Genomic DNA, 22,209 nt, shown 5'->3' with positions numbered 1-22,209 from the left:
CCTTGAACGCGCGCCCGGGGATCGGTTACCGGATGGCGAGGGCGCGGGTGAGGGTGCGGAACAGGTCGGTCTGGTCGGTGACGCCGAGGACGCTCGCGGCCTGCGGGCCCTTGGCGGCGATCCGGACCTGGGTGCCGGTGTGCTCCTGCGACTGGCCCGGCGTGTTGGTCGCGTAGTTGAGCTTCATGGGGGCGCCGTCGGCGGTGATCAGCGTGGCGGTCTGGCCCGGGCTCTGCGCCTCCAGCGGGATGATCTGGCTGGTGTGGCCGTGGTCCGCGGTCACGACCACCAGGGTGTCGGGGTGCCGGCGGGCGTAGTCGAGCGAGGCCCGCACCGCCTTGTCGAACTCGGCCGTCTCACCGATCTGGCCGCAGGGGTCGGCTGCGTGATCGCGCTTGTCGATCGAGGCGCCCTCGATCTGCAGGAAGAAGCCCTTGCGGCTGTGCTTGGTCTGCGCGTCCAGCAGGCCGATGGCCTTGGACGCCATGGTCGACAGGTGCGGGCCGCCGAAGGAGCCGTTCGGCGTGCACCTGGACGGGTCGGTGCCGCCGACCTTGGCCGCCGGACCGGTCCACTCCTGCGGCATGTTGCCGTCGGCGAACAGCCCCAGCAGCTTGCCGCCGGGCTTGGCCGCGTTCAGCCCGCCCTCGTCGGTGACGACGGTGTATCCGGCGGCCTTGGCCTGGTCGATCACGGTCCTGCCGGCGAAGGGCCCCGCCTTGACCGTCTGCGCGAAGCGGGCCTTCCCGCCGCCCAGGTAGAGGTCGGCGCCCGTCTGCACCTGCTGCTCGGCGATCGAGCCGGGCCCGCCGTTGACCTTGTCCTGCGCGGGGCACTTGGCCATGTCGGCCGGGCCCTGGCAGCCGCGGTCCGCGACGTGCGCGGCCAGCACCGCCGGGGTGGCGTCGCCGAGTTCGGCCGTGGACACGTCGCCGGTGCGCAGCCCGGCCCGCTTGGCCAGTTCCAGGACGGTCGGGACCGGCTTGCCGTCCGGCGTGACCGAGATGGCCCCGTTGTAGGTCTTGTGACCCGTCGCCCAACCGGTGCCGCTGGCCGCCGAGTCGGTCACGTAGTCGATCTGGCGCGGGTCGGCCTTGTTGACCGAGTACGTGGTGTACGCACCGGTCAGCGGCAGCGTGTCCATGGCGAGCCGCCCGGCGGCGCCCTTGACGTAGTTGCGGGCGGCGGTGATCTCCGAGTCGCCCATGCCGTCACCGATCAACAGGATGACGTTGCGCGCCTTGCCGCCCTGCACGGCCTGCCGGACCTCCTGGGTCCGGTCGCCGCCGGACGCGTCCGCGAGCCCCGAGCCGAGCGCGGCGGCCACCGCCCCGGTGGTGAGGACGACCGCGGCCGTCCGCCGTATCTTCGCAGCCGGATTCATCGGGCTGACCTCCTGGCTCATGAGTGACGAACAGGCACAGACCACCAGGTCGAGATGAGGCCGACGCCCGTCGATCACGACGAACATGTGAACGGTCGGCGAACGGTGGCGCGACGCGGTCGACAGCACCTCTCGCCGGGTGGACGCCGAAGGCGGACCCGGGCCTTCGCACCGGGGCCGCCTTCGTCCGGAGACGCCCGCTTCGCCGCTACAGGGGCGGACGCGTCACATGCACCGGCGTCCCGTAGTCGGAGAACTCGGTGACCGAGGTGAAGCGGACCGGGTCCCGGTCGGCGATCTCGGGATGCGGGCTGGTGATGACGGTCGTCTGCACGATCTTCTGGATCTTGCGGGTGGCGAGCCCGACCGTCACCGTCCCGGTGATCCGCCGACCGGCGGGCGACCCCTCGGAGGGACGGGCCGCGTGGGAGAAGGCGTAGGTCCGCACCTCCGCCGCCCCGCTGCCCGACCGGCCCTGGGACACCACCTTTCCGAACGTGGCCAGCATCCGCAGCGTCCGGCCGACGTCGGCGGTCAGCTCCTGCGGGCCGGTCGTGCCGCGCGTCAGCCCGTTCAGCCCGTGGTCGAGCTTGCGCCATGTCCTGCCGCGCTGCACGTAGGTCTCGTCGCCGATGAAGCGCTGCTCCATCGGCACCGATCCAGGGCCGCGCAGGTAGCCGCGCCGGTTGGGGGCGTCGAAGGCGCCCTGGTAGGTCTCCACGGTCTCGCGCCGGCCGCGCGAGCTGAGCGTCCACGTTAGTTTCACGTGGAACGTCGAGCCCGCCGTGGCTTGGGTCGCCGCGGCGAGGGTGACGTCGCCGCCGGGTTCGGTCTTGATCGTGCGGTCGGCGTCGTCGCCCGGGACGAGGTTCCCGCCGACGGTGGCAGCCGCCACGACCAGCGCGACCGCGCCGGTGCCGAGCGCTCCGGCGGCCGTGCGGCGCCTGCGCTTGGCCCGCCGGCCGCGGTGCATCACGGTCTCGATCGGCGCGTCCGGGATCGGGTGCGCGTCGGTCGCCGACCGCAGCATCTGGGTCAGCCGGTCCTCGCTCATCGTGTGATCTCCTCGGTCTGTGAGAGGGCGAGCGTCGAACGGAGCCGTTTCATCGCCCGGGAGTGCTGGCTCTTGACGGTGCCGACGGAGCATCCGAGAAGGTCGGCGGTCGCCGCCTCCGTCAGGTCGGCGTAGTGCCGCAGCACGACGATCGCGCGCTGCTGGCGGGGCAGGACGAGCAGCGCGCGGCGCAGCTCGTCGTCCGGCTCCCGCTGGGAACTGGAACGCGCGTCGAGCCGTTCGGGGGCGTCGGTCAGCAGCTCCCGCCGCCTGCGCCGCCACCAGCTGACGTTGCCGTTGACCAGCATCCGCTTCAGGTAGGCGTCCGGGTCGCCGTCGGCCACCCGGCGCCAGCGCACGTACAGCTTCACCAGGCAGTCCTGGAGGAGCTCCTCGGCGCGGTGGGCGTCGCCGGTCAGCAGCGTGGCCAGGCCGTAATGGCGTTTCCACGCGGCGGCCGCGAACGCGGCGTACGCGGTGTCCTGCGTCGGTTCACTCACGCCCATTGAACGCCGCAGAGCGCGCGGATGGTTGGCAGGATCGTCCGGCGAATCCGCTGGCATGATCTCGTTCCCGGCATCGGGGGCAGCGGGGCGCCGCGGCTCAGCGCTCGGTGTTCGACGCGGCGAAGCGGGCCCGGTAGGCGGACGGGCTGAGGCCGGTCTGGCGGCGCACCTGGACGCGCAGGTTGGCGGGGGTGCCCAGGCCGCTGGCGCGCGCGACGGCCTCCAGCCGGAGCTCGCCGTTCTCGATGAGCCTGCACGCCAGCGCGGCCCGCTCGGCGTTCAACCAGGCCAGCGGGGTCGTGCCGAGCTCGGCCCGGAAGCGGCGGTGCAGCGTGGCGGCGCTGGTAGCGGCGCGGGCGGCCAGGTCGGCGACGGTCAGGGGCAGATCGAGCCGCTCCCGCGCCCAGGCCAGAACGGGTGCGAGCGAGGTGTCCGGGATCGCGGGGACGGGACGTTCGACGAACTGCCGCTGGCCGCCGTCGCGGTGCCCGGCGAAGACCAGGCGGCGGCCGACCGCGTTGGCGATCTCCGCGCCGTGGTCGCGGCGCACGAGGTGCAGGCCCAGGTCGAGCGCCGCGGCGCTGCCCGCCGCGGTCAGCACGTCGCCGTCGTCCACGAACAGCACGTCGGGTTCGAGCCGCACCGCCGGGAAGCGGGACCGGAAGAGATCGGCCCAGCGCCAGTGGGTGGTCGCCGGGCGGCCGTCGAGCACCCCGGCGGCCGCCAGCGTGAACGCGCCGGTGCAGAAGCTCACGAGCCGTGCGCCACGGTCGGCGGCCCCGCGGATCGCGGCGAGGACCCTCTCGTCGGGAGTGTTCTCGGGGTCTGGGCGATTGGGGACGATCACGGTGTCCGCGGTCTCGACCGCCTCCAGCCCGGAGATCCCCGACATCGTGAACATGCCCGCGTGCATCACCACCGGGCCGGGCGCGCAGAGCGTGAAGTCGTACCAGGGGACGTCCAACTCGGGCCGGCGCAGGCCGAACAACTCGGTCGCGACGCCCATCTCGAACGGGTTCGAACCCCGGTCGACCATCATGACCACGCGATGCGAGGATCCTTGCGGCATATGCGATTCCTAGCACTCACGCTGGGGCACGGCCAGCCGTGACAGTGGAGGGATGAACGAACCGATCGATCTGCACTCCGCGCTGGCCTCCTTCTCCGACCTCTGGAGCCCGCGCATCGTTTCGCAGGTGAACGACTACGACGTCCGCGTCGCCAAGGTCGCCGGGGACCACGTCTGGCACGCCCACGACGACACCGACGAGTTCTTCCTGGTACTCGACGGCGAACTCACCATCGCGCTCCGCGACGGGAGCGGCGAACGCGCCGTGACCCTTTCCAAGGGCTCGGTCTTCGTCGTGCCTCGCGGCGTGGAGCACAAGCCGTCCGCCCCGGGCGGCGCGTCGATCCTCATGTTCGAGCCGACCGGGACGCTGAGCGTCGGCGACCGGCACGACGACGTCCCGGACCACGTCGACGCGACCATCGGGCGGGCCCTCGGCTAGCACCCGGAGCGGGTCACGGGCCGGTCTGGGGGCTCCAGCGCGGTCCCGCGTGTTGGGCCAGGGCGGTGATGAAGGCGTCGTGCTGGTGCTCGTACATGGGGCCCAGGACGCAGACGGGTCTGCGCTTCCCCTGGCCCTTCTCCAGGTCGGGGATCGACACGTCGAGGCCGATCCACCCGGCGGGGCGGAGCTGGGTGTGCGGGCTCCCCTTGCGAAACCGGACGCGGAGGGTGTCGCAGCGGTGGTACCGCCCGGCCGCCGTGCGTTCGAGCGAGACCGTCTCGATCTCGTTCCAGAGGAATGTGCGCCGCCCAACGGGGCCCGTGGACGGGGTGGCGCACCGAGGATCCGTGGTGGTGATGCCGCGCGAGTCGATGCGGAGGGACCATGGGCGGCGGTGCGCCAGTCCGCGGGAATGCCGGTACCAGGCCGGAGTGCGGAAGGCGAGATAGATCCCGTACAGCACGGCGCCGACCCCGCAGAAGAAGGCCGGGTATGCGGCAATGAAGGCCGCGAACCCCCAAGGATCGCTCGTCGAATCGTCTCCCCACTTCACTGCCAGCCAAATGATCAGCAGCGCGAGGACGACGAGCGTCCCGACAACGATCCAGCGGGGGCCCGGAGCCTTTTTGAGTGCTTCCGTATAGGAGGAAGGGGGCTCCTCTCCGGTCCAGCCGATCTCGAACCCGTCTCCGGCCTCCGGTGGAGCCTCGCGCGCGGTGACCTTTGCAGACGGGGACGGTGAGCCCTGCGCGCCGGCCCCCACCCGCTGTTCGCCGCGGTCCGGAACGGTCGCGAACCGCGCCTGCTGGAGGCGTTCCAGAACGGCCTGCGCGGTCGGGGGACGCCGGTCCGGGTCGCGTTGCAGCAGTTCCGACACCAGCCCGGTGAGGACCGGCGGAACGTCGGGACGCAGGGCGTTCAGCCGGGGCGCTTCGCCGTCGATCTTGCGGCGGATGACGGAAAGGTCGTTGGCACCGGTGAACGGAGGCTCCCCGGCGAGGAGCGCGAACAGGACGCCGCCCAGGGCGTAGAGGTCGGAGCGTTCGTCGCCGCGCTGGTCGAGGAACTGCTCCGGCGCGCCGTACGAGGCGGTGCCCGCCGGCGCGAGCATGGTGGTCGGGGCGACGGTGAAGGTGTGCGCGTGGGAGAAGCCGGCGATGCCGAAGTCGACCACCTTGACCCGGTCGTCGGACGTCAGCATCACATTCGACGGTTTGATGTCGTAATGGACGACCCTCGCCTTGTGCGCGGCGGCCAGGGCCGCGCAGATCGCCTGCGCGATGTCCAGCGCACGCGTCGACTCCATGGGTCGCCCGCCGCGGATGTGCGCGGCGAGTGTGGCGCCCTCCACCCGCTCCATCACCATGAACCGCAGGCCGTCGTGCACGCCCCGGTCGTAGAGGGCGACGACGTTGGGGTGGTTGATCTGCGCGGCGGCGACCGCCTCTCGCTCGAAGCGGTGCAGCAGGTCGGGAGAGGTGTCGGCGTCGTCGGGGAGGAACTTGACGGCCACGTCCCGGTGCAGGTCGCGGTCGCGCCCCGCCCAAACCTCGCCCATCCCGCCGCGACCGAGACGTTCGACCAGCTCGTACCTGCCCGCGATCAGCGTGCCGCGATCCACCCGCCGCCCCTCACGTGCGCACCCCTGCCGTCCTGATCATTGTCACGCACCCTTCCGCCTCATGCAGACGATTCTGTTCCTTTGTTCGCCAGGGGCACGCCTCCAGGGACTGCCGTGAGCGGCCGCTCCATCGGCCGGAGCAGAACGCTCGCCTCGGCCACCGGAAGGCTTGCCGGCTCTGTTGCGAGACCGCCGCCAGGTCGGGGCGCTCAGCATCACGTGCTCCCGATCAGGGCACGTACCCGCGTTCCATCAGGTCGCCGCGCCGCTCTTCGCGTCGGGCTGGTCGGGCAGGAGGCGGCGGTGGGCCATGGCGAGGAAGGCGCGGCCTGCCGGACTGGCGTGGTGGGGACGGGCGGCGAGGATGATCCGGCGTTCCAGTGAGGGCCGGGCGAGCGGCACCTGGGCCAGTGCGGGCGGCCCTTGGAGCGCGGACTGCGGGAGGACGGCCAGGCCGATCCGCTGGAGGACGAGCTGCCGGACGAGGGTGAGGTCGCGGGTCTCGGCGACCACGTTCGGGACGAACCCGAGACGCTGGCAGGCGGCCTCGATGTTGGTGCGGAGCTTGCCGCTGCGGGGCGCGGTCACGAGGGGTTCGTCCCGCAGGTCGTGGAGGGTGAGCGACTCCCGGGCGGCGAAGGGGTGGTCGGGGTGCAGGGCGACCACGACGTCCTCACGGGCGATCACGTGCGGGGTCATCTCTGCGGCGAGCGGGGTGTCGGCGGGGCCCTGGCCGACGACCGCCACGTCGAGTTCGCCGGTGGACAGGGCGGCGATCAGGCCGTCCGTCTCGTCCTCGCGGAGGGTGAGGCGGATCCGCGGATGGCGCCGGTGGAAGGCGCCCAGCAGCGCGAGCACGCGCTGGTCGGGCAGCGGTTGCACCAGACCGACCGCGAGGCTGCCGGTGAGCAGGCCCGACAACGCGGCGATCGACTCCTTGGCGTTGGCGGCCTCGGCGAGCATGGCGCGGGCGTGCGGCAGCAGTGCCTCCCCGGCGGCGGTGAGGGCGACGGAGCGGCGGTCGCGCCGGAAGAGGGGCTCGCCCACCTCGGCCTCCAGCCGGCGGATCTGCTGGCTGATCGCGGGCTGCGCCACCTGGACGCGCTCGGCCGCGCGGGTGAAGTGGCGTTCCTCGGCGACGGCGACGAAGTACCCGAGCTGTCGCAGTTCCATAAACAAACGCTATTACAGCAAGCGTAAGCCTGTCTTGGACTTATCACTGCTGGCCGCCCTAGCGTCGGTGACGTCGAACGAACCGACCGGAAGACGAGGAACGAGCATGGGCAAGCTGGTGGTGTCGGAGATCCAAGGCCCCGAGGGCAGTCCCGTACCGGCCACGTACGCCGTCCGGCAGGGCGGGCAGCGGTGAACGCCCCGGTCCGGGTCCGGCTCGCGATGACCCTCGCCGCGTGGCTTGTGGCGTTCGCCGTGGTCATGCTGCTGCTCGCGCTGTTCGGGGACATGCTCGCCGCGCTGCCGATGGCCGGCCGCGCCGCGGTCATCAGCGGTGTCCTCGTCACCGTCATGGTCAACCTGGTCATGCCGAGGCTGGCCGCCCTGGTCGACCGGTGGGCCGCCCCCGGACCGGAGACGGCCCCGGCGGGCGGCGCGACCGAACCCTCCGACCGCGAGCCCGTCCACTCGTGAGAGGCCGGAGGGCCTGGAGGTCGACCGGCCCGGGGCGGCGGTTCCGGCCCACGGGTCGGGGCCGCCGCCCCGCCACGTCCACCGCTTCCTCGATCATCCGGAGGCGGGAAGAATGTGAGCGAAGCCGGAGGCAGCCGGTTCGAGTCCGGTCCGCGCTCCGGGAGTCCACGGGAACCGGAGGAGACGCGATGGCGACGATGCCGCCGAACCCGGCGTTGGAAGCGCTGGACGTGCTGGTCGGCGAGTGGACGGCCGAGGTTCCGCAGTTCGGTGACGCGCAGGGCAGGGTGACCATCGACCGGTCGGAAGGCGGCGCCTTCCTGCGGATCCGGTCGGAACCGCCGGCTCCCGCGCCGACCGCCGTCCAGCTCGTCGGTCCCGACGACTCGTCCGACCTCTACACCGTCCTGTACTACGACACGCGCGGCGTCTCCCGCGTCTACCGGATGACCTTCGACGGCGGAGTCTGGAAGATGTGGCGGGACGCCCCAGGGTTCGCCCAGCGCTTCACCGGAACGGTCAGCGCCGACGGCCGCACGATCCAGGCGGCCTGGGAGAAGTCCTTCGACAACCAGACCTGGGAGCACGACTTCGACATCACCTACACGAAGGTCGCCGGCTAGGGCTCCAGGCCGGGATGGTCGCGCAGCCAGGCCTCCGCGCGCCTGCGCGACGCCTGCGACAGCCACGCGTCCTGGACGACCTCCGCGAGCTCCCGCCGCGTCAGCTCACCGAGGCGGCTCGCCCGGATCAGCACCGAGCGGTGGCCGTTGAAATGGGGCGTCGTGAAGAACGGCGACGCCTCGTCCTGCACGAGCGCCTCCTTGTCGGACTCGGAGGGCACCCAGAAGACGATCACGTCCGGGTAGCGCTCGTCCGTGATGGGGTCGACCGCGTCGGGGCGAGGGGTGCGGAAGAACACGAACGACTTGCGTCCCACCTGGTAGACGGGATTCCCGCTCTTGCCGTGCTCGACCGTGACATGAGGCATCGCCTGTGCCAGCTCGTGCACGTCCTCCACCCGGGCAGGACGATCGTCTGCCTGCATGCCGGGCAGCGTACTCCGGTCCGCTGTCCCCGCCATGGAAGGCGCAAGCCCCGCCGCGGCGCGTGCCGGTCGGCGGGGCCCACGCGTTGACGGTCAGGGCTTCTGGCCGGGCTTGTCGACGACTCCGATGGCGACGCGGACCATGATGCGCTGCACGGTCCCCGCCCTCAGCGTCCTCCTGGGCTCGCCCTCGGACTCGAACGTCCGGTCTTTGATCGTCACCGCCCGTTCCCCGAGGTAGGCGTAGGTGCGCGGGTCGAGCAGCATCTCCTGGTGCAGCCAGCCGTCCACCGTCAGGCCCAGCGCGATCGCCGGCCGGCCGTCGGCGTCCACCTTGCCCTCGACCAGCGTCACGCCCGGGATCCGCTTGATGGCCCGGAAGATCGCCGCCTCCTGCGCAGGGGAATGGACGCTCTCACGCAGGATGGTGGCCAGGATCTCGTAGGTCAGCTCATCGCCGCCGCCGCCCGCGCCGACTTTCCGCAGGAGCGCATCGGGATCGCTGGGCAGTGGGTCGTACCTGGCCGCGGCGGCCGAGTCCACCGTTTCGTACCCGAGCTGCACCCTGCCGTCCTTGAGCGCCGCGTCCTGCTTGCCGTCGACCCGCCGCCAGGAATCCCAGGTATCCGTCTTGTACGGACCGCCCCAGGCGACCCCGCCCGCATTGGCCGACGTCGTCAGCCGCATCCTCGTGTAGATCCACTGGTGGGGGCGGGGTGTGCGGAAGTGCCCCTTCTCGGCGGCCGCGGCGGCCCGGTCGAGCACGTGCGCCGCCTCGGCGACCGAACTCAGCGAGACGACAGGGGGTGTCGGACCGGGAGGTTCCTCCTCGCCGCCTCCGAGGACGCCCGCACCGGCGACGGCCGTCACCGCCAGTGCACCGACGGCGGCGAGCCGGACGCTCAGTCCCGGCAGGCGGAGCCCACGGCGCCGCCGCTCCGTTTCCCTCCGGGCCGACGGCCCGGCGTCCACGGCATCGGACGGGTCCAGTGCCGTGACGGCCTCCGCCAGGTGGCGCGCGCCCGGTCGGTCGGCGAACCCGGCCAGCGTCTCGTCGTGCACGCGGGCCATCGACCGCACCAGGTCATCGGTGGAGTGGTGCTTCATGCCAGGGACCTCCGCTCGCCGGTGGGACGCTTGGTGACCGCGGGCGCCACCTCGGCCTGGGCCGAGCGCAGCGCGCGGGAGAAGCGCTTGCGCGCCCGGTGCAGCCGGACGCGCGCGGCCCCGACCGAGCAGCCGAGGACCGCGGCGACGGCGGAGTGGTCGAGCCCCTCCCAGGCGACCAGGCCGAGCACCTCGCGGTCGTCGTCCGACAGGTGGCCGAACGCCTCGGCGATGGCCGACGCCTCCGCCGGATCCGAACCGACCGCGGCGATCTCGTCGCGGAGGTCGTGGCGCAGGCTCGTGGTGCGCCGCCGGCGCTGCGCCTCCCCGCGCCAGTGGTTGGCCAGCACCCGGCGCGCGACGCCGTACATCCACAGGCGCGCCCGGCCGCCGGGCGGGATGTCGTCCAGCCGCCTCCACGCGATCGTGAAGGTCTCCGCGACGACGTCGGCGGCGTCGTCCGGGGACGGGCACCGGCGCAGCACGTACCCCAGGATCGGTTCGTACGTGGCGGCGTAGACGTCCTCGAACCTGGCCTTGCGGTCATCCATCGAAGCCCCGATGGCGTGGTCTCTCCAGTCGCACGTGGCCCTCCTTGACTGCGGGAACACCCCGTACGTGTCGAGAGGGACGCCGGTGTTACCGCCCAGGGGGCCGCGGCTCGGGCACCGGCCCCGCCGCCGGTTCGCGCGGGCCCGCGGACGTCTTCGACCGAGCAGGACGATCTTCTGCCCGGATGCCCGCAGCGTAACGCCGGATCATCGGCCGCGCCCGCGAGGCGTTCAGGAACTGAGGGCCTCGCGCTCGATCCGCTCGAACTGCGCGGCCATCGCCTCGGCCAGCGCGGTAGCCCCCGACAGCGGGCGCACCATCACGGTGAGGTCGTCGATCAGCCCGTCCTCGTCCATGTGGAGGAAGTCGCACCCGTGCACCTGGCGCCCGTTCACGGTCGCCTCGAACATGAGGGCGTGGTCGCGGCCGTCGGCGCTCGCGATCTCCCGCACGTAGCGGAGGTCCTGGAACACCCGCGCCGCGCCCCGCACGATCGCCGCCGTGATCGCCTTCCCGTGGTACGGCTTGAACGCGACCGGGCTGGTGAACACGGCGTCGTCGGCAAGCAGCCCCTCGATCGCCGCCGTGTCCCCGGCCTCCACCGCTCGCCGGAACGGATGCATCCGACACCCCCGAGTATCCAACTTGTTGATTAGGTGCAAATTACACTAGCCATGTCGTGGGAGGTCGTCCACCGGTCGGGGACGTGGCGGCGATCACGGGCCGATACGCTCGGGACCATGTCGTTGCGGAACGCGGTGCTGGCCACGCTTCTGGAAGGCGAAGCGTCCGGGTACGACCTGTCCAAGAGCTTCGACGCCGGCGTGGCCAACTTCTGGATGGCCACCCCGCAGCAGCTCTACCGGGAGTTGGACAAGATGGCCGCCGAGGGTCTGATCCAGGCGCGGGTCGTCCAGCAGGAACGCCGTCCCAACAAGCGCCTGTTCTCCCTCACCGAGGCCGGCCGCCGCGCCCTGCACGACTTCACCGCGAGGCCCCCGCGCCCCGGCGCGATGCGCGAGGAGCTGATGGTCCAGGTCCAGGCGGTGGACGCCGGGGACGTCGAGGCCGTCATGTCCGCCCTCCGCGAGCGCCGGACCTGGGCCGAATCCAAGATCGCCCGCTTCGAGCGGCTCCAGGCGCGCTTCCTGAACGGCCGCACCGAAGAGGAGTACCTGGCCACCGCCGAACGGATCGGCCCCTACCTCACCCTGATGCGCGGCCTGGCCTTCGAACGCGAGAACCTCCGCTGGTGCGAGGAGACTTTGACCGTCCTCGACCGCCGCACCAGCTCCCTCAAGCCCTAGCCCTGGACGTACCGGGCGAAGTGGTGAAGGAATCCTTGCGGGCGCGGACGCGGGCGCGGGCGTGGTGCAGTGCGGCGCCGACGGGCATGCCTGTGTAGGGCGTCCAGATGTGGGGACGCCAGGCCGCGCTCCGCGCTGAGCCGCGGTTCGGTGACCGCCCGGTCGCCGAGCCCGGACACATCTCGATGCTCAGTTCTCGGCTGCATGTCTTGTTCGGCGGGGCGCCGATCGTCTTGTAGATGAGGGCGGACGAACCGGCTGCGAAGGAGGAGCCATGCCGGACGAGGACGTGAAGCGGGCAGCGCACCGAGCCCTGGTGGATCGCGTGCTGAAAGGGGAGGGCCGGGCGCCTGCGGACCAGCGGGCACGCGCCTTCGGCAACGATGGGCTCGCCCCGCCGCTGGACACATTGATCGGCAAGGTCGTCGACACCCCGGCCCAGGTCACCGAGGCGGACCTGGCCGCGGCGAAGGCGTCGGGCTGCACGGAGGACCAGGTGTTCGAGCTGGTGGTCTGCGCCGCGGTCGGCCAGTCCGACCGGCTGTACGAAGCCGGGCTGGCCGCCCTGGCCGAAGCGACCGGCGAAGGGAGGCCGGGCCATGCGCCTTGACATCCTCGACCACGGCTACGACCGGCGAACCAAGCTGCTGTTCGCGCTCATCCGGCTGCTCTCCAGGCATCCGGTGCCGGACGCCGCCAAGCTGGTCTTCTACCGGCCCGACTTCTACGGCACCCGGGCGAAGGAGTTCACCCACGAGGCGATGCGCGGGCCGTCCGACTGGTCGGTGGGCGACCGGGAGTTGATGGCGGCCTACGTGTCCCAGGTGAACGAGTCGGCATTCTGCGTCGCCGCGCACACGGCGACAGCGAGCCGGGCGTACCAGGACGAGTCCCGGGTCGCGGCGGTGCTGGCCGACCTGGACTCGGCCCCCGTCGAGGAGCCGCTGCGGGCGACGCTGCGGATGCTCGGCAAGCTGACCCGGGAGGGCGAGGTCGGCGCCGACGACATGCGGGACGTGCTGGCCGCCGGTGTCTCACCCCGGCAGGTCGAGGACGCGCTCGCGGTCTGCGCCGCGTTCACCGTCACCGCCCGCCTCGCGAACGCCTTCGGATTCGAGTTGCTCACCCCGGAGGACTTCGAAGCCGGAGCCGGCTACCTGCTCAAGCGCGGCTACCGGTAACCCGGCGGGCGCCTCAGGCGGGAAGCGGCTCCACGCAGGCAAAGAGCGGAAGGCTCTCGCCGTCCGTCCGCTCGGCCGCGTCGATGTAGTCGGCGAGAGCGCCGCGGGACCGGGCGAGCCTCTCCATCTGGTCGTCGATGCGCCGCAACCGCGTCCGCATCGCGGCCAGCAACTCGGGACACCCGAGCAGCTCCGGGGCCTCCCCGACCGCGCAAGGCAGCAGGTACGCGATGTCCTCAGAGGACAGACCCGCGTCGAGCAGATGCCGGATCTGCTTCACCCGCACCACGGCGCCCTCGTCGTACTCGCGGTAGCCGTTCGCGCCGCGGTCCGCCTCCAGCAGGCCCTGCGCCTCGTAGTAGCGCAGCTGATGGGCCTTGACGCCCGTCCGGCGGCTCAGCTCTCCGATCCGCATCGCATCCTCACTTGACCTTCAGACCGGTATCAACGTTGACGATGCTGCCATGAGCGACAACACCGACATCCCTGTGACGATCCTCGGGCTCGGCCTGATGGGCCGGGCACTCGCCGGCGCGTTCCTGAAGGCCGGGCATCCCACGACCGTGTGGAACCGCACGGCCTCCAAGGCCGACCGGTTGGCTGCCGAAGGCGCACGTCCGGCGCCGACGGTCGGCGACGCACTCAAGGCCGGCCCCCTGAACATCATCTGCCTCGCCGACTACCAGGCCGTGCACGAGGTGCTCGACGCGAACGAGCTGGACGGCACGACCCTGGTCAACCTCACCTCCGGCAGCTCGGCCCAGGCTCGCGAAACCGCCCGATGGGCCGAGCAGCGCGGCGCCCGCTACCTGGACGGCGCGATCATGGCCGTCCCGCCGGCCATCGGGACCGCCGAAGCGGTAATCCTCTACAGCGGGCCGCAAGCGGACTTCGAGGCGCACGAGCCGACACTCGGCGCGCTCGGCACCGCCACCCACCTCGGCGCGGACCACGGGCTGGCGTCCCTGTACGACGTGGCCGGCCTGGCCATGATGTGGAGCGTGCTGAACGCCTGGCTCCAGGGCACCGCCCTGCTCGAAACGGCCGGTGTCGACGCCGCGACGTACGCGCCGTTCGCACAGCAGATCGCCACCGTCGTGGCCGGGTGGCTCCCCGGGTATGCCGAGCAGGTCGACCAGGGCTCCTTCCCCGCCGAGGTGTCGGCCCTGGAGACCGACGCGCGGGCGATGGCGCACCTCGTCGAGGAGTGCGAGGCGACGGGCGTCAACGCCGAACTCCCGAAACTGTTCAAGGCAATGGCCGACCGCTCCATCGCCGCCGGGCACGGCCACGAGCAGTACCCCGTCCTGATCAAGGAGTTCACCACCCCCTGATCCACCAGCGGTCGCGGCCCGCCTGCCCGCTCAAGGCCGGGCCGCCCCCGCCTCACCACCGAGCAGCCCCTGTCCTCGGAGCCGCTGGAGCGCTTGGATAACGAAAGGCGGAACCCGCAACCCCGCCAGACGCGGCAGCGAACAGAACTCCAACTTCACGCCCTCGGTCAGCGGAATCGTCGCGGGATCCCCATGCCAGAACCCGGTGAAGAACACAACGCGATCCCCCTCCGAGTCCTTGGGGAACTCCAGCCGTTGCGTCAAGGCGATGCTGAGCCCCGTCTCCTCTTGAAGTTCCCTGGACATCGCCTCAGCGGGGGTCTCGCCCGGTTCGGCGAGACCGCTGGGCAACGACCAGTACCCCGGCCACGCGATGCCAGGGAGATCATCTCGCAGGTGCATGAGGATCCGCCCGAGGCCGTCGGTGATGATCGCCGCCACTCCGAACGGCTCGTCCCGCAGATCGCCGCCGCCCATCAGCCTCACCCGTTAACGGATCGGAAGTCTCACCCCAGGAGAGCACGCCACCGCTGTGAGCGACATCGCCACTGGGGAGAGGTCGCCGGACTACGCGACGGTGAGCCAGGCCTCTCTACGGCAGGCGCCGGGATTCGGCTTCCCGGGCGTTCGTGTGGAGCGCACCTGTGCTGCTGGGCCGTGTTACTGGGCCATGTCCACGAAGCGGCTGTAGTGGCCCTGGAAGGCGACCGTGACGGTGGCGGTGGGGCCGTTGCGGTGCTTGGCGACGATCAGGTCGGCCTCGCCGGCGCGCGGCGACTCCTTCTCGTAGGCGTCCTCGCGGTGCAGCAGGATCACCATGTCCGCATCCTGCTCGATGCTGTTGTGGAGAGCTATGCCGTTCGCTACAAAGTTATGAAGCCCCATAACAGTAGCGTCATAGACCTCTTGCTGTCCGAGGCTCTCGATCTCGACGATCTCGTCCCAGAACACGTCGTTGGTGCAAAGCAACTCCAGTTCGGCGCTATTGAGCACGGTTGCCACGCGGCTGAGGCGTTCGCGGCTGGGGGCGCGCTTCCAAAGGGCACTGCCGCAGAATTGCGTGCCGATCGCGGCGGCGAACTCCCGGTGAGTCATCCGCCGGTCCGTGATGAGCTTTCGGACATCGTCCCAAACCTCAGTTGGGATGGTGTCGCGGTTGGTGTTCGACCGAAGGTTACGAAGTTGCTGGGCCGCCTGCGCGGCGATGATGCCCCGCGCACCGTGCACCCGTACGGCCTCGAAAAACGCGAGTTGGTTCTCCGCACCGTACAGGTAGAGCTGGTATCCAGGCCGGTAGGTGCCCTTCGTGACGCGTTTGACGCGGGAGAGGATGCCGAACCGCAGAAGTAGCCTGGACACGTCGTCCACCAGCCGCCTACTCGTCGACGCGTAGTACACAGTGCAACGCTGGCGCTTGGCGTCCCAGTGAACGCAGCCGTCGGTGGCCCACAAATGCCTGAGGAACAGCGCCACCTGCTCCTTTGGCAAGCCGAACACAGGCGCAGGCACGAACTTCTCATGCGAACGCTTCCCGAAGAGCCCCAAGTCGTCGAGCCACTCGGCTATCGGATTGCGGCGGCCGTGGGTCAGTCGATAGGGGGCCGGCAGACGGAGCGTAGTGACTCGGGCGGCCTCGTACTCGTCTCTTACTGCCTTGATGCCGAAATGCTCGGCCGCGCGGACGACCGCCTCAAGGCACGCCTCATCCTTGCTGGCGTATCGGATGGGCTGGCGCTTGACGAAGGACCCGTCACCAATGAGGTGCGCCAAGAGGATCACGCGCGCTTCAGCCCACGCGACAGGCTCCATCGGCGGGGGCACATGTCTGGCGGCGGCGACGCGCGAGCCGGGAGACAACTCGCCTAGCGGCTTCCAGCCGCCGTAGGTGAGGAACGGGTGGTTTGCGGTCGCCTCAACCTCCTTGCCGGACGCCAACCTGACGCGGAAGACCTCCTTGCGTCCACTGGAGAAGGCGTGCGTCATGGTCCGCGGGACGTACTTCAAGCGCTCATCGAGCGCCCACACGGGGACGTCTCGAGCACCGCTTTCTACTAGCTCGCCCATCGTGACTTCTTCGTTGGTGTCCGCTCGCATGATCCGCGTCGAGGCCGTGACGCAACCCGATTCGCGAAGGTCGGACACCATGGGCTTCTTGTCGGTTCGCTGTTCGGGGCCTCGGTTGAGCTGGGAGAGCGCGATGACCGGGACGCCCAGTTCCTTGGCGAGGAGCTTCAGCGAGCGGGAGAACTCCGAGACCTCGACCTGGCGGCTCTCGACGCGCTTGCCCGAGGTCATCAGCTGCAGGTAGTCAATGATCACCAGGCGGAGGTCGTGCTGCTGCTTCAGGCGCCGGCACTTCGCGCGGATCTCCATCATCGACATGTTCGGCGAGTCGTCGATGAACAGCGGCGCCTCGGCGACCTCGCTCATGCGCCGGGCGAGGCGGGTCCAGTCCTCGTCCTGCATGGTGCCGGACCGCATCGCGTGCAGCGCCACCCGCGCCTCCGCGGACAGCAGCCGCATCGTGATCTCGTTGCGGCCCATCTCCAGGCTGAAGAACGCCGAGGTCAGCCCGTGCTTGATGGACGCGGCGCGGGCGAAGTCGAGGGCGAGCGTCGAGTTGTGCGTGGGGATGCAGGAGCGCCCCGCCAGGTACATGTGGTCGTCGTTGTCGACCTGGACGCACCGGACGGGCACGCTCTCGACCGGGCGCACGTCCACGATGTACCGCACCTGCGCCTTCGGATGGACGGACTCCCGCTGCCGAGCCGCCTTGCGCGGCAACCGGAACACCGTCTCCGCAGGTGTGAAGTTGATCCGGTAGAACGTCGATGTCTCCTCGGACCGCCCCTTCACACGCTTGGTCCGCATCGTCGCGCGGTAGCCGAGGCTGAGGATCAGCTCGTGCGCGTCATCGGCGAGCCGCTTGTTCACGAAGCCGAGTTGGACCTGCCCGATCTCCGAGACATGGCCGTCCGTGTCGAGCATCCCCGCGAGCAGCGCCCGCCGTTGCGCCTCCGAAGCCCGCAGGTAAGGCGCAGGAATGTGCTTGTTCCGCCAGAGACCGAGTGCCTTGATCTTTGTGGTGACGCCGGGCAGACCGAACCGCCCAGACGTCCTGCGTCGCACGACCGGCTGCCCTGCCGCTTCGATCTCCTTGAGGATCTCCTCGTCGAAACAGGTGAGAGAGCCGCTCCGGCTGTCTCCGTCACCGAGCCACGCGCCCAGGACATACGGGGCTATGGGCAGGTCCACATTCGGGAGTTGGAACGGTGCGGCGACCTCGACCGCGTGGTTGGGGCGGTTGTCACCGTCGCAGCGCAGCGTCGCGGCGATCTCTTCGGTGGTCTTGATGGGACGGTGCTGCGCCGTTGTCGTGGCATTCTTCGGGCGCACCGCGCGCCCGAGCAGCCCTCGGTAGAGGCTCGTGCACTCGTAGCGGGGCCGGCGCTTGGAGAGGCTCACGTCGGCTTCGCCGCGATGCCCCAGCTCACGCGTGACCGCGTAGAGCGCATGCTTGAACTCGGCGCCGACCTTGGCCACCGCTTCACCATGGGTGATGAGTTGACGAGGCCCTTCGTTGGCCTCCGCCGTCGCCCAGCGGACGCGATTGACGGCCACCCGCGGCCAGTAGCAGGCCGTGCTGTTCTCGCTCTTCTGGCGACGGGCGGCTCGGGTCGTCGTCCGCCACTGATGCTGGGCGTCCGCGACGATCACTTCGCCGTCGGAGAACTCGATCTCGTAGCACGGACGGCCGTGCATGACGTCGGTTGCGGCCACGACACGAGTCGGTTTTCCATCGGCTCCGATCAGATAATCACCGACAGACACTTCTCCCATCGTGGTCCAGCCAAATGGGGTCGGAAGAGGCGTGTCTAGACTAGTCGCCTTGCCCATCGCGGGCCGGGCAGCGACCACTATCATCTGGCCGGGGTGCAGGCCGTTGGTCAGGGCGTCGAGGTCGGCGAAGCCGGTGGGGCAGCCGACCATCTGGCCGCCGCGGCTGCCGATCGCCTCGATCTCGTCCAGGGCGCCGGGCATGATCTCGCTCAGCGCGACGTAGTCCTCGCCGGCGCGCTTCTCGGCGATGGCGAAGACCTCGGCCTGGGCGCGGTCGAGCACCTCGTCGGCGTCGGCGCCGTCGGCGGCGTAGCCCATCTGGACGATGCGGGTGCCGGCCTCGACCAGGCGGCGCAGGACCGCGCGCTCGTGGACGATCTTGGCGTAGTACCCGGCGTTGGCCGCCGTGGGCACCAGGGAGATCAGGGTGTGCAGGTAGGGGGCGCCGCCGATGCGGCCGATCTCGCCGTTCTTGGTGAGCTCGCCGGCGACGGTGACCGCGTCGGCGGGGTCGCCGCGGCCGTAGAGGTCGAGGATGACGTCGTAGATGATCTGGTGGGCGGGCCGGTAGAAGTCGGGGGTGCGCAGCATCTCCACGACCTCGGCGATGGCGTCCTGGGAGAGCAGCATGCCGCCGAGGACGCCCTGCTCGGCCGAGATGTCGTGCGGGGGGGTGCGCTCGAACTCATGCTCCTGCGGCCCGATATCCGCCACGCTCACCGCCGACACCCCCTTCATCTGGCCCGCCGGCGGCCCCGTCCGCCCATCGCCGACCGTTCACCTCACGTCTATCTGACGCGTCCGACATTCTCCCGAGCCCGCGCCGCCGCGGGCAAAGCGAGCTGTGGACAAACCTGTGGACGGCCTGTGCAGACACGCGGGTCAGGTTGTGCACGACCTGTGGACAACTCTGTGGATTCTCCGTGGACGATGCCCGTGTCACCTCGCTGAACTGCGGTAACGTCGTCCACCGGGTGTGCGGGAAAGAAAGTCGGCCGACCGGGGCGATGTAAGGCTCTTATTTTATTTGTGAGTTACACGCTGGTACCCTCGGCGCGGTGACGACTCCCCGGCGGCTCGCGTCCGCGCACGACCGCGAGATCCTGCGCCTCGCCGTGCCGGCCTTCGGCGCGCTCGTCGCGGAACCCCTCTTCCTGCTCTCGGACTCGGCCATCGTCGGGCATCTCGGCACCGCTCAGCTGGGCGGGCTCGGGGTCGCCGGCCAGGCCCTGAACACGCTCGTCTACCTCTGCGTCTTCCTCGCCTACGGGACGACCGCGGGCGTGGCGCGCCGGGTCGGGGCGGGCGACCTGCGGGCGGCGATCAGGCAGGGCATCGACGGCATGTGGCTCGCGGTCGCCATCGGCGCCGCGCTGATCGCGGTGGGCTGGCCGCTGATCCCCTGGATCGTGGACGCCTTCGGCGCGTCCCCGGGTGTGGCGCCCTACGCCGCGACGTACCTGCGGGTCAGCCTGTTCGGGATCCCGTCGATGCTGGTCGTCCTGGCCGGGACGGGCGTGCTGCGCGGCCTCCAGGACACGCGCACCCCGCTGCTCGTGTCGATCGGCGGCTTCTCGCTGAACCTGCTGCTCAACGTGGTGTTCGTGATCGTGCTCGGGTGGGGCATCGCCGGATCCGCGTGGGGCACCGTCGTCGCGCAGACCGGCAGCGCCGCCGTGTACGTGGCCGTGGTGCTGCGCGCCGCCCGCCGGCACGGCGCCCAGGTCCGTCCTGACCTGGACGGGTTGCGCACCTCCGCCACGGCGGGTCTCGGGCTGCTCGTCCGGACGGCGGCGCTGCGCGTCGTCCTCATCGTCGGTACGTCGATCGCGGCGCGCATGGGGGACCCGGAGATCGCCGCGTACCAGGTCGGGTTCCAGGTGTGGACGCTGCTGGCGTTCGCGCTCGACGCCATCGCGATCGCCGGCCAGGCCATCACCGGGCGCTATCTGGGCGCGTCCGACATCACCGCCACGCGGGCCGTCACGCGCCGGATGGTGTGGTGGGCCGTCGGCTGCGGCGTCGCGTTCGGCCTGACCATCCTGGTGGTCAGGCCGTGGCTGCCCGCCCTGTTCACCGCAGACGGCGACGTCCGGGACCTCCTGCTCGCCTCGCTGCTCGTCGTGGCGGTGCTGCAACCGGTCGCCGGTGTGGTGTTCGTCCTGGACGGCATCCTGATCGGGGCCGGCGACGGCGCCTACCTCGCCGTGACGACGCTGGTCGCGACCGCGGTCTTCCTGCCAGCCGCCATCGCCGTCTACCGGACGGAAACGGGCCTGGTCGGCCTCTGGTTCGCGATCGGGCTGTGGATGCTCACCCGGATGATCACGCTGGGCCTGCGGGCCCGCGGCGACCGCTGGATGGTCACCGGCGCCGTCCGCTGACACCGGAAAGATCATCTGATGCCGAAATGCTCGCCTTCCTCCGGACATGCGGAGGTAGACGCCCGAGCAGGAGGTATCCCCTTGTCCCTGAAGAAGACGGCCGTGGGAATCGGTCTCGCGCTCACGCTGACCGGCACGGCATCCGTCGCCGTGGCCCCGGCCCACGCCGATCCCGGTCCTGTGCGGCCGCGGGATGCCCGCGCCACCCCGCATGACGGTTATCGCGCAACGCGCATCCAAGGCGAGCGGCCACGTCCTGTCCGTCCGCTCGCTTCGGCGCGGTTGGCCAAGGGGGAGCAGGTCTCCATCACGGTCCTGGACCGCGACGGGAAGGCCCCCGAGGAAGTGTTCGTCACGCTGGCCCCGCTGGACGGCGGCGACTGGCTGGGCGGCACGGTGGTGAACGGACGCCTGGAGAGCGAGGTGCCCGCCGGCCGTTACGCGGTGATGGCCTGGGTTCCGACCGGCACGTCCAACACCCTCGTTTACCTGCCGGACGTCCAGCCCGGCGACCTCGTCCTGGACGCCCGCGAAGGCCGCCCCATCCTGCCCCGGATCGACCGCGCGGACGCCGGGCTGGCCTCCGCGGGCATCACGGTGACGCAGCGGATCGGCGGCGAGCAGTCCCTCATGACCTTCAATGACGGCGTGGAACTCTACGTGACGCCCACCGGCTCCGCGCCGGGACTCGCCCTCCGCGCGCAGGCCATCATGACCAAGAAGGGCTCCACCGAATCCAGCCCCTACGTCTACAGTCTCGCGAGCCTCACCGAAGGACGCCTGGACGAGCCGTTCGCCCAGCCGATCCGGACGGGCGACCTCGCGGCGGTCCGCACCAGGTACGGCGCCGAAGGACGTCCCGCCTGCGGCGGCGGACACGTCGGCGTCGACTGGGGCGACGTCGGCATCGGCTCCTGGGTCGGCGTCGGCTCGCTGCCCACGACCCGCACCGAGTACTTCACCCCGGGCTTCACCTGGTCGCTCGACTCGGGCGTCACCACGCCGGACTGCTCGTACGACAGCGTGGACGAGCGCTCCCGGTCGCTGACCCCGCCGCGTGCCGGGAACTACACCCAGGCGTGGAACATCGGGCCTTTCACATCCGGCCATGGCATGGCCATCTGGTCGACCGCAGGCCAAGAGCCCTCGATCGCGGTCCCGATGCTCTCGACCTGGGACAGCAGGAGCGCGCTCGGGCCCTACGCCGGGACGACCGGCCGCTCGGTGCTGCGGGACGCGCAGGACCGCGTCGTCTACCAGAGCGACGAGCCCGGCGCCGCCTACGACTGGCCGGCGCCGCCTCCCGGCGACTACTCGCTCACCTTGGACGCGACCCGGCAGGCTCCCTGGTCGGAGCACACATCGACGGAGCACACCGTCCTGCGCTTCACGGTCCGCGACGACAAGCCGGTGTCGCTGCCGGGGATCCGTCTCCGCACCCCGCTGGACGACCAGAACCAGGCCCGGCCGGGAGCCCGGCAGCCGATCACGCTGAACGTCCCCGGCTCGACCGCGGCTCCTTCGCTCCAGTTCTCGGTCGACGAGGGTCGCGCGTGGCGGAAGGTCACCGTCCGCAAGTCCGGTGCGAACTGGACGGCGACGATCCGCAACCCGTCGGCCGGGCAGGTCTCCCTCCGCATGACCGTCCCCGGCCTGGTCGACCAGACCGTGATCGGTGCGTACACGATCGGTTAGCGCGTTTCTAGGATCGCCCCCGCCCCGCCGGCCAC

The 22,209-nt window shown here is 70.8% G+C and carries 22 protein-coding genes; 9 read left to right on the top strand and 13 right to left on the bottom strand.

Going from position 1 to position 22,209, the window contains the following annotated elements:
• Positions 1–25: 25 nt before the first annotated feature.
• The 4 genes from phoA to AB0C21_RS09905 all read right to left on the bottom strand — a co-directional run bounded on the left by phoA (position 26) and on the right by AB0C21_RS09905 (position 3,983).
• Positions 26–1,384 carry an alkaline phosphatase gene (phoA, locus tag AB0C21_RS09920; protein WP_500203636.1) on the bottom strand — a complete coding sequence of 453 codons (1,359 nt, stop codon included), beginning with the start codon at positions 1,382–1,384 and terminating at the stop codon, positions 26–28.
• Between the two features lie 208 nt (positions 1,385–1,592).
• Positions 1,593–2,438, bottom strand: a complete 846-nt coding sequence (locus AB0C21_RS09915; protein WP_500203635.1) for a hypothetical protein — start codon at positions 2,436–2,438, stop codon at positions 1,593–1,595.
• The gene (locus AB0C21_RS09910; RefSeq protein WP_500203634.1) at positions 2,435–2,938 is read right to left on the bottom strand and encodes a SigE family RNA polymerase sigma factor; all 504 of its coding nucleotides are present in this window, start codon (positions 2,936–2,938) and stop codon (positions 2,435–2,437) included. Before AB0C21_RS09910 ends, AB0C21_RS09915 begins: the two co-directional genes overlap by 4 nt.
• Before the next feature lie 103 nt (positions 2,939–3,041).
• Positions 3,042–3,983 (bottom strand): helix-turn-helix domain-containing protein, encoded by a 942-nt coding sequence (locus AB0C21_RS09905; RefSeq protein ID WP_500203748.1) that lies wholly within the window; start codon positions 3,981–3,983, stop codon positions 3,042–3,044.
• Between the two features lie 82 nt (positions 3,984–4,065).
• Between AB0C21_RS09905 and AB0C21_RS09900 the strand changes: the two genes are divergently transcribed.
• Positions 4,066–4,455, top strand: coding sequence for a cupin domain-containing protein (locus AB0C21_RS09900; protein ID WP_500203633.1), 390 nt, complete (start codon positions 4,066–4,068; stop codon positions 4,453–4,455).
• Positions 4,456–4,468: 13 nt separating this feature from the next.
• Here AB0C21_RS09900 and AB0C21_RS09895 read toward each other — a convergent pair whose 3' ends face one another.
• Positions 4,469–6,079 (bottom strand): serine/threonine-protein kinase, encoded by a 1,611-nt coding sequence (locus AB0C21_RS09895; protein WP_500203632.1) that lies wholly within the window; start codon positions 6,077–6,079, stop codon positions 4,469–4,471.
• 252 nt (positions 6,080–6,331) lie between these two features.
• Positions 6,332–7,252 (bottom strand): LysR family transcriptional regulator, encoded by a 921-nt coding sequence (locus AB0C21_RS09890; RefSeq protein ID WP_500203631.1) that lies wholly within the window; start codon positions 7,250–7,252, stop codon positions 6,332–6,334.
• 192 nt (positions 7,253–7,444) lie between these two features.
• On the opposite strand from AB0C21_RS09890, the gene AB0C21_RS09885 reads away from it, so the two are divergent.
• Together AB0C21_RS09885 and AB0C21_RS09880 are read left to right on the top strand one after the other, a co-directional pair.
• Entirely contained in the window at positions 7,445–7,726 is a 282-nt protein-coding gene (locus tag AB0C21_RS09885) for a hypothetical protein (protein WP_500203630.1), read from the top strand.
• A gap of 188 nt (positions 7,727–7,914) precedes the next feature.
• Positions 7,915–8,349 (top strand): hypothetical protein, encoded by a 435-nt coding sequence (locus AB0C21_RS09880; RefSeq protein ID WP_500203629.1) that lies wholly within the window; start codon positions 7,915–7,917, stop codon positions 8,347–8,349.
• Here the strand turns inward: AB0C21_RS09880 and AB0C21_RS09875 are convergent.
• From AB0C21_RS09875 to AB0C21_RS09860, 4 genes are all read right to left on the bottom strand, one after another.
• Positions 8,346–8,774, bottom strand: coding sequence for an MmcQ/YjbR family DNA-binding protein (locus tag AB0C21_RS09875; protein ID WP_500203628.1), 429 nt, complete (start codon positions 8,772–8,774; stop codon positions 8,346–8,348). The genes AB0C21_RS09880 and AB0C21_RS09875 overlap by 4 nt on opposite strands.
• Before the next feature lie 93 nt (positions 8,775–8,867).
• Complete coding sequence (locus AB0C21_RS09870; RefSeq protein WP_500203627.1) at positions 8,868–9,881, bottom strand: CU044_5270 family protein; 1,014 nt, start codon at positions 9,879–9,881, stop codon at positions 8,868–8,870.
• Positions 9,878–10,432, bottom strand: coding sequence for an RNA polymerase sigma factor (locus AB0C21_RS09865; protein WP_500203626.1), 555 nt, complete (start codon positions 10,430–10,432; stop codon positions 9,878–9,880). The genes AB0C21_RS09870 and AB0C21_RS09865 overlap by 4 nt, the downstream gene beginning before the upstream one ends.
• A gap of 231 nt (positions 10,433–10,663) precedes the next feature.
• Complete coding sequence (locus AB0C21_RS09860) at positions 10,664–11,056, bottom strand: nuclear transport factor 2 family protein (RefSeq protein ID WP_149262814.1); 393 nt, start codon at positions 11,054–11,056, stop codon at positions 10,664–10,666.
• A gap of 117 nt (positions 11,057–11,173) precedes the next feature.
• Between AB0C21_RS09860 and AB0C21_RS09855 the strand changes: the two genes are divergently transcribed.
• The 3 genes from AB0C21_RS09855 to AB0C21_RS09845 all read left to right on the top strand — a co-directional run bounded on the left by AB0C21_RS09855 (position 11,174) and on the right by AB0C21_RS09845 (position 12,921).
• Positions 11,174–11,740, top strand: coding sequence for a PadR family transcriptional regulator (locus AB0C21_RS09855; protein ID WP_500203625.1), 567 nt, complete (start codon positions 11,174–11,176; stop codon positions 11,738–11,740).
• Positions 11,741–12,014: 274 nt separating this feature from the next.
• Entirely contained in the window at positions 12,015–12,350 is a 336-nt protein-coding gene (locus tag AB0C21_RS09850; protein ID WP_500203624.1) for a hypothetical protein, read from the top strand.
• The gene (locus tag AB0C21_RS09845; protein ID WP_500203623.1) at positions 12,340–12,921 is read left to right on the top strand and encodes a carboxymuconolactone decarboxylase family protein; all 582 of its coding nucleotides are present in this window, start codon (positions 12,340–12,342) and stop codon (positions 12,919–12,921) included. The genes AB0C21_RS09850 and AB0C21_RS09845 overlap by 11 nt, the downstream gene beginning before the upstream one ends.
• 13 nt (positions 12,922–12,934) lie before the next feature.
• On the opposite strand, the gene AB0C21_RS09840 is transcribed toward AB0C21_RS09845, so the two are convergent.
• Complete coding sequence (locus tag AB0C21_RS09840) at positions 12,935–13,336, bottom strand: MerR family transcriptional regulator (protein WP_500203622.1); 402 nt, start codon at positions 13,334–13,336, stop codon at positions 12,935–12,937.
• A 49-nt stretch (positions 13,337–13,385) separates the two neighbouring features.
• Between AB0C21_RS09840 and AB0C21_RS09835 the strand changes: the two genes are divergently transcribed.
• On the top strand, positions 13,386–14,255 hold the full coding sequence (locus tag AB0C21_RS09835; protein WP_500203620.1) for an NAD(P)-dependent oxidoreductase: 870 nt from the start codon (positions 13,386–13,388) through the stop codon (positions 14,253–14,255).
• A 30-nt stretch (positions 14,256–14,285) separates the two neighbouring features.
• On the opposite strand, the gene AB0C21_RS09830 is transcribed toward AB0C21_RS09835, so the two are convergent.
• Complete coding sequence (locus tag AB0C21_RS09830) at positions 14,286–14,732, bottom strand: NUDIX domain-containing protein (RefSeq protein ID WP_500203619.1); 447 nt, start codon at positions 14,730–14,732, stop codon at positions 14,286–14,288.
• A 183-nt stretch (positions 14,733–14,915) separates the two neighbouring features.
• On the bottom strand, positions 14,916–18,815 hold the full coding sequence (locus tag AB0C21_RS09825) for a replicative DNA helicase (protein ID WP_500203618.1): 3,900 nt from the start codon (positions 18,813–18,815) through the stop codon (positions 14,916–14,918).
• A 338-nt stretch (positions 18,816–19,153) separates the two neighbouring features.
• Between AB0C21_RS09825 and AB0C21_RS09820 the strand changes: the two genes are divergently transcribed.
• Both AB0C21_RS09820 and AB0C21_RS09815 read left to right on the top strand, forming a co-directional pair.
• Complete coding sequence (locus AB0C21_RS09820; protein ID WP_500203617.1) at positions 19,154–20,479, top strand: MATE family efflux transporter; 1,326 nt, start codon at positions 19,154–19,156, stop codon at positions 20,477–20,479.
• A gap of 282 nt (positions 20,480–20,761) precedes the next feature.
• On the top strand, positions 20,762–22,174 hold the full coding sequence (locus AB0C21_RS09815) for a hypothetical protein (RefSeq protein ID WP_500203616.1): 1,413 nt from the start codon (positions 20,762–20,764) through the stop codon (positions 22,172–22,174).
• The last annotated feature ends 35 nt before the right edge of the window (positions 22,175–22,209 follow it).

Origin of the sequence: Spirillospora sp. NPDC049024 (assembly GCF_040649235.1) — a bacterium.
In the GTDB taxonomy this organism is placed as follows: Bacteria; Actinomycetota; Actinomycetes; order Streptosporangiales; family Streptosporangiaceae; genus Spirillospora.
The sequence above is the reverse complement of the archived record's forward strand: the minus strand, read 5'-3'. Positions and strand labels throughout refer to the sequence as shown.

Excerpts from the sequence above, each read along its gene's own strand:
- phoA (WP_500203636.1), bottom strand. The coding sequence starts at position 1,384 with ATGAATCCGGCTGCGAAGATACGGCGGACGGCCGCGGTCGTCCTCACC.
- AB0C21_RS09915 (WP_500203635.1), bottom strand. The coding sequence starts at position 2,438 with ATGAGCGAGGACCGGCTGACCCAGATGCTGCGGTCGGCGACCGACGCG.
- AB0C21_RS09905 (WP_500203748.1), bottom strand. The coding sequence starts at position 3,983 with ATGATGGTCGACCGGGGTTCGAACCCGTTCGAGATGGGCGTCGCGACC.
- AB0C21_RS09900 (WP_500203633.1), top strand. The coding sequence starts at position 4,066 with ATGAACGAACCGATCGATCTGCACTCCGCGCTGGCCTCCTTCTCCGAC.
- AB0C21_RS09890 (WP_500203631.1), bottom strand. The coding sequence starts at position 7,252 with ATGGAACTGCGACAGCTCGGGTACTTCGTCGCCGTCGCCGAGGAACGC.
- AB0C21_RS09880 (WP_500203629.1), top strand. The coding sequence starts at position 7,915 with ATGGCGACGATGCCGCCGAACCCGGCGTTGGAAGCGCTGGACGTGCTG.
- AB0C21_RS09875 (WP_500203628.1), bottom strand. The coding sequence starts at position 8,774 with ATGCAGGCAGACGATCGTCCTGCCCGGGTGGAGGACGTGCACGAGCTG.
- AB0C21_RS09870 (WP_500203627.1), bottom strand. The coding sequence starts at position 9,881 with ATGAAGCACCACTCCACCGATGACCTGGTGCGGTCGATGGCCCGCGTG.
- AB0C21_RS09865 (WP_500203626.1), bottom strand. The coding sequence starts at position 10,432 with ATGGATGACCGCAAGGCCAGGTTCGAGGACGTCTACGCCGCCACGTAC.
- AB0C21_RS09860 (WP_149262814.1), bottom strand. The coding sequence starts at position 11,056 with ATGCATCCGTTCCGGCGAGCGGTGGAGGCCGGGGACACGGCGGCGATC.
- AB0C21_RS09855 (WP_500203625.1), top strand. The coding sequence starts at position 11,174 with ATGTCGTTGCGGAACGCGGTGCTGGCCACGCTTCTGGAAGGCGAAGCG.
- AB0C21_RS09850 (WP_500203624.1), top strand. The coding sequence starts at position 12,015 with ATGCCGGACGAGGACGTGAAGCGGGCAGCGCACCGAGCCCTGGTGGAT.
- AB0C21_RS09845 (WP_500203623.1), top strand. The coding sequence starts at position 12,340 with ATGCGCCTTGACATCCTCGACCACGGCTACGACCGGCGAACCAAGCTG.
- AB0C21_RS09840 (WP_500203622.1), bottom strand. The coding sequence starts at position 13,336 with ATGCGGATCGGAGAGCTGAGCCGCCGGACGGGCGTCAAGGCCCATCAG.
- AB0C21_RS09835 (WP_500203620.1), top strand. The coding sequence starts at position 13,386 with ATGAGCGACAACACCGACATCCCTGTGACGATCCTCGGGCTCGGCCTG.
- AB0C21_RS09830 (WP_500203619.1), bottom strand. The coding sequence starts at position 14,732 with ATGGGCGGCGGCGATCTGCGGGACGAGCCGTTCGGAGTGGCGGCGATC.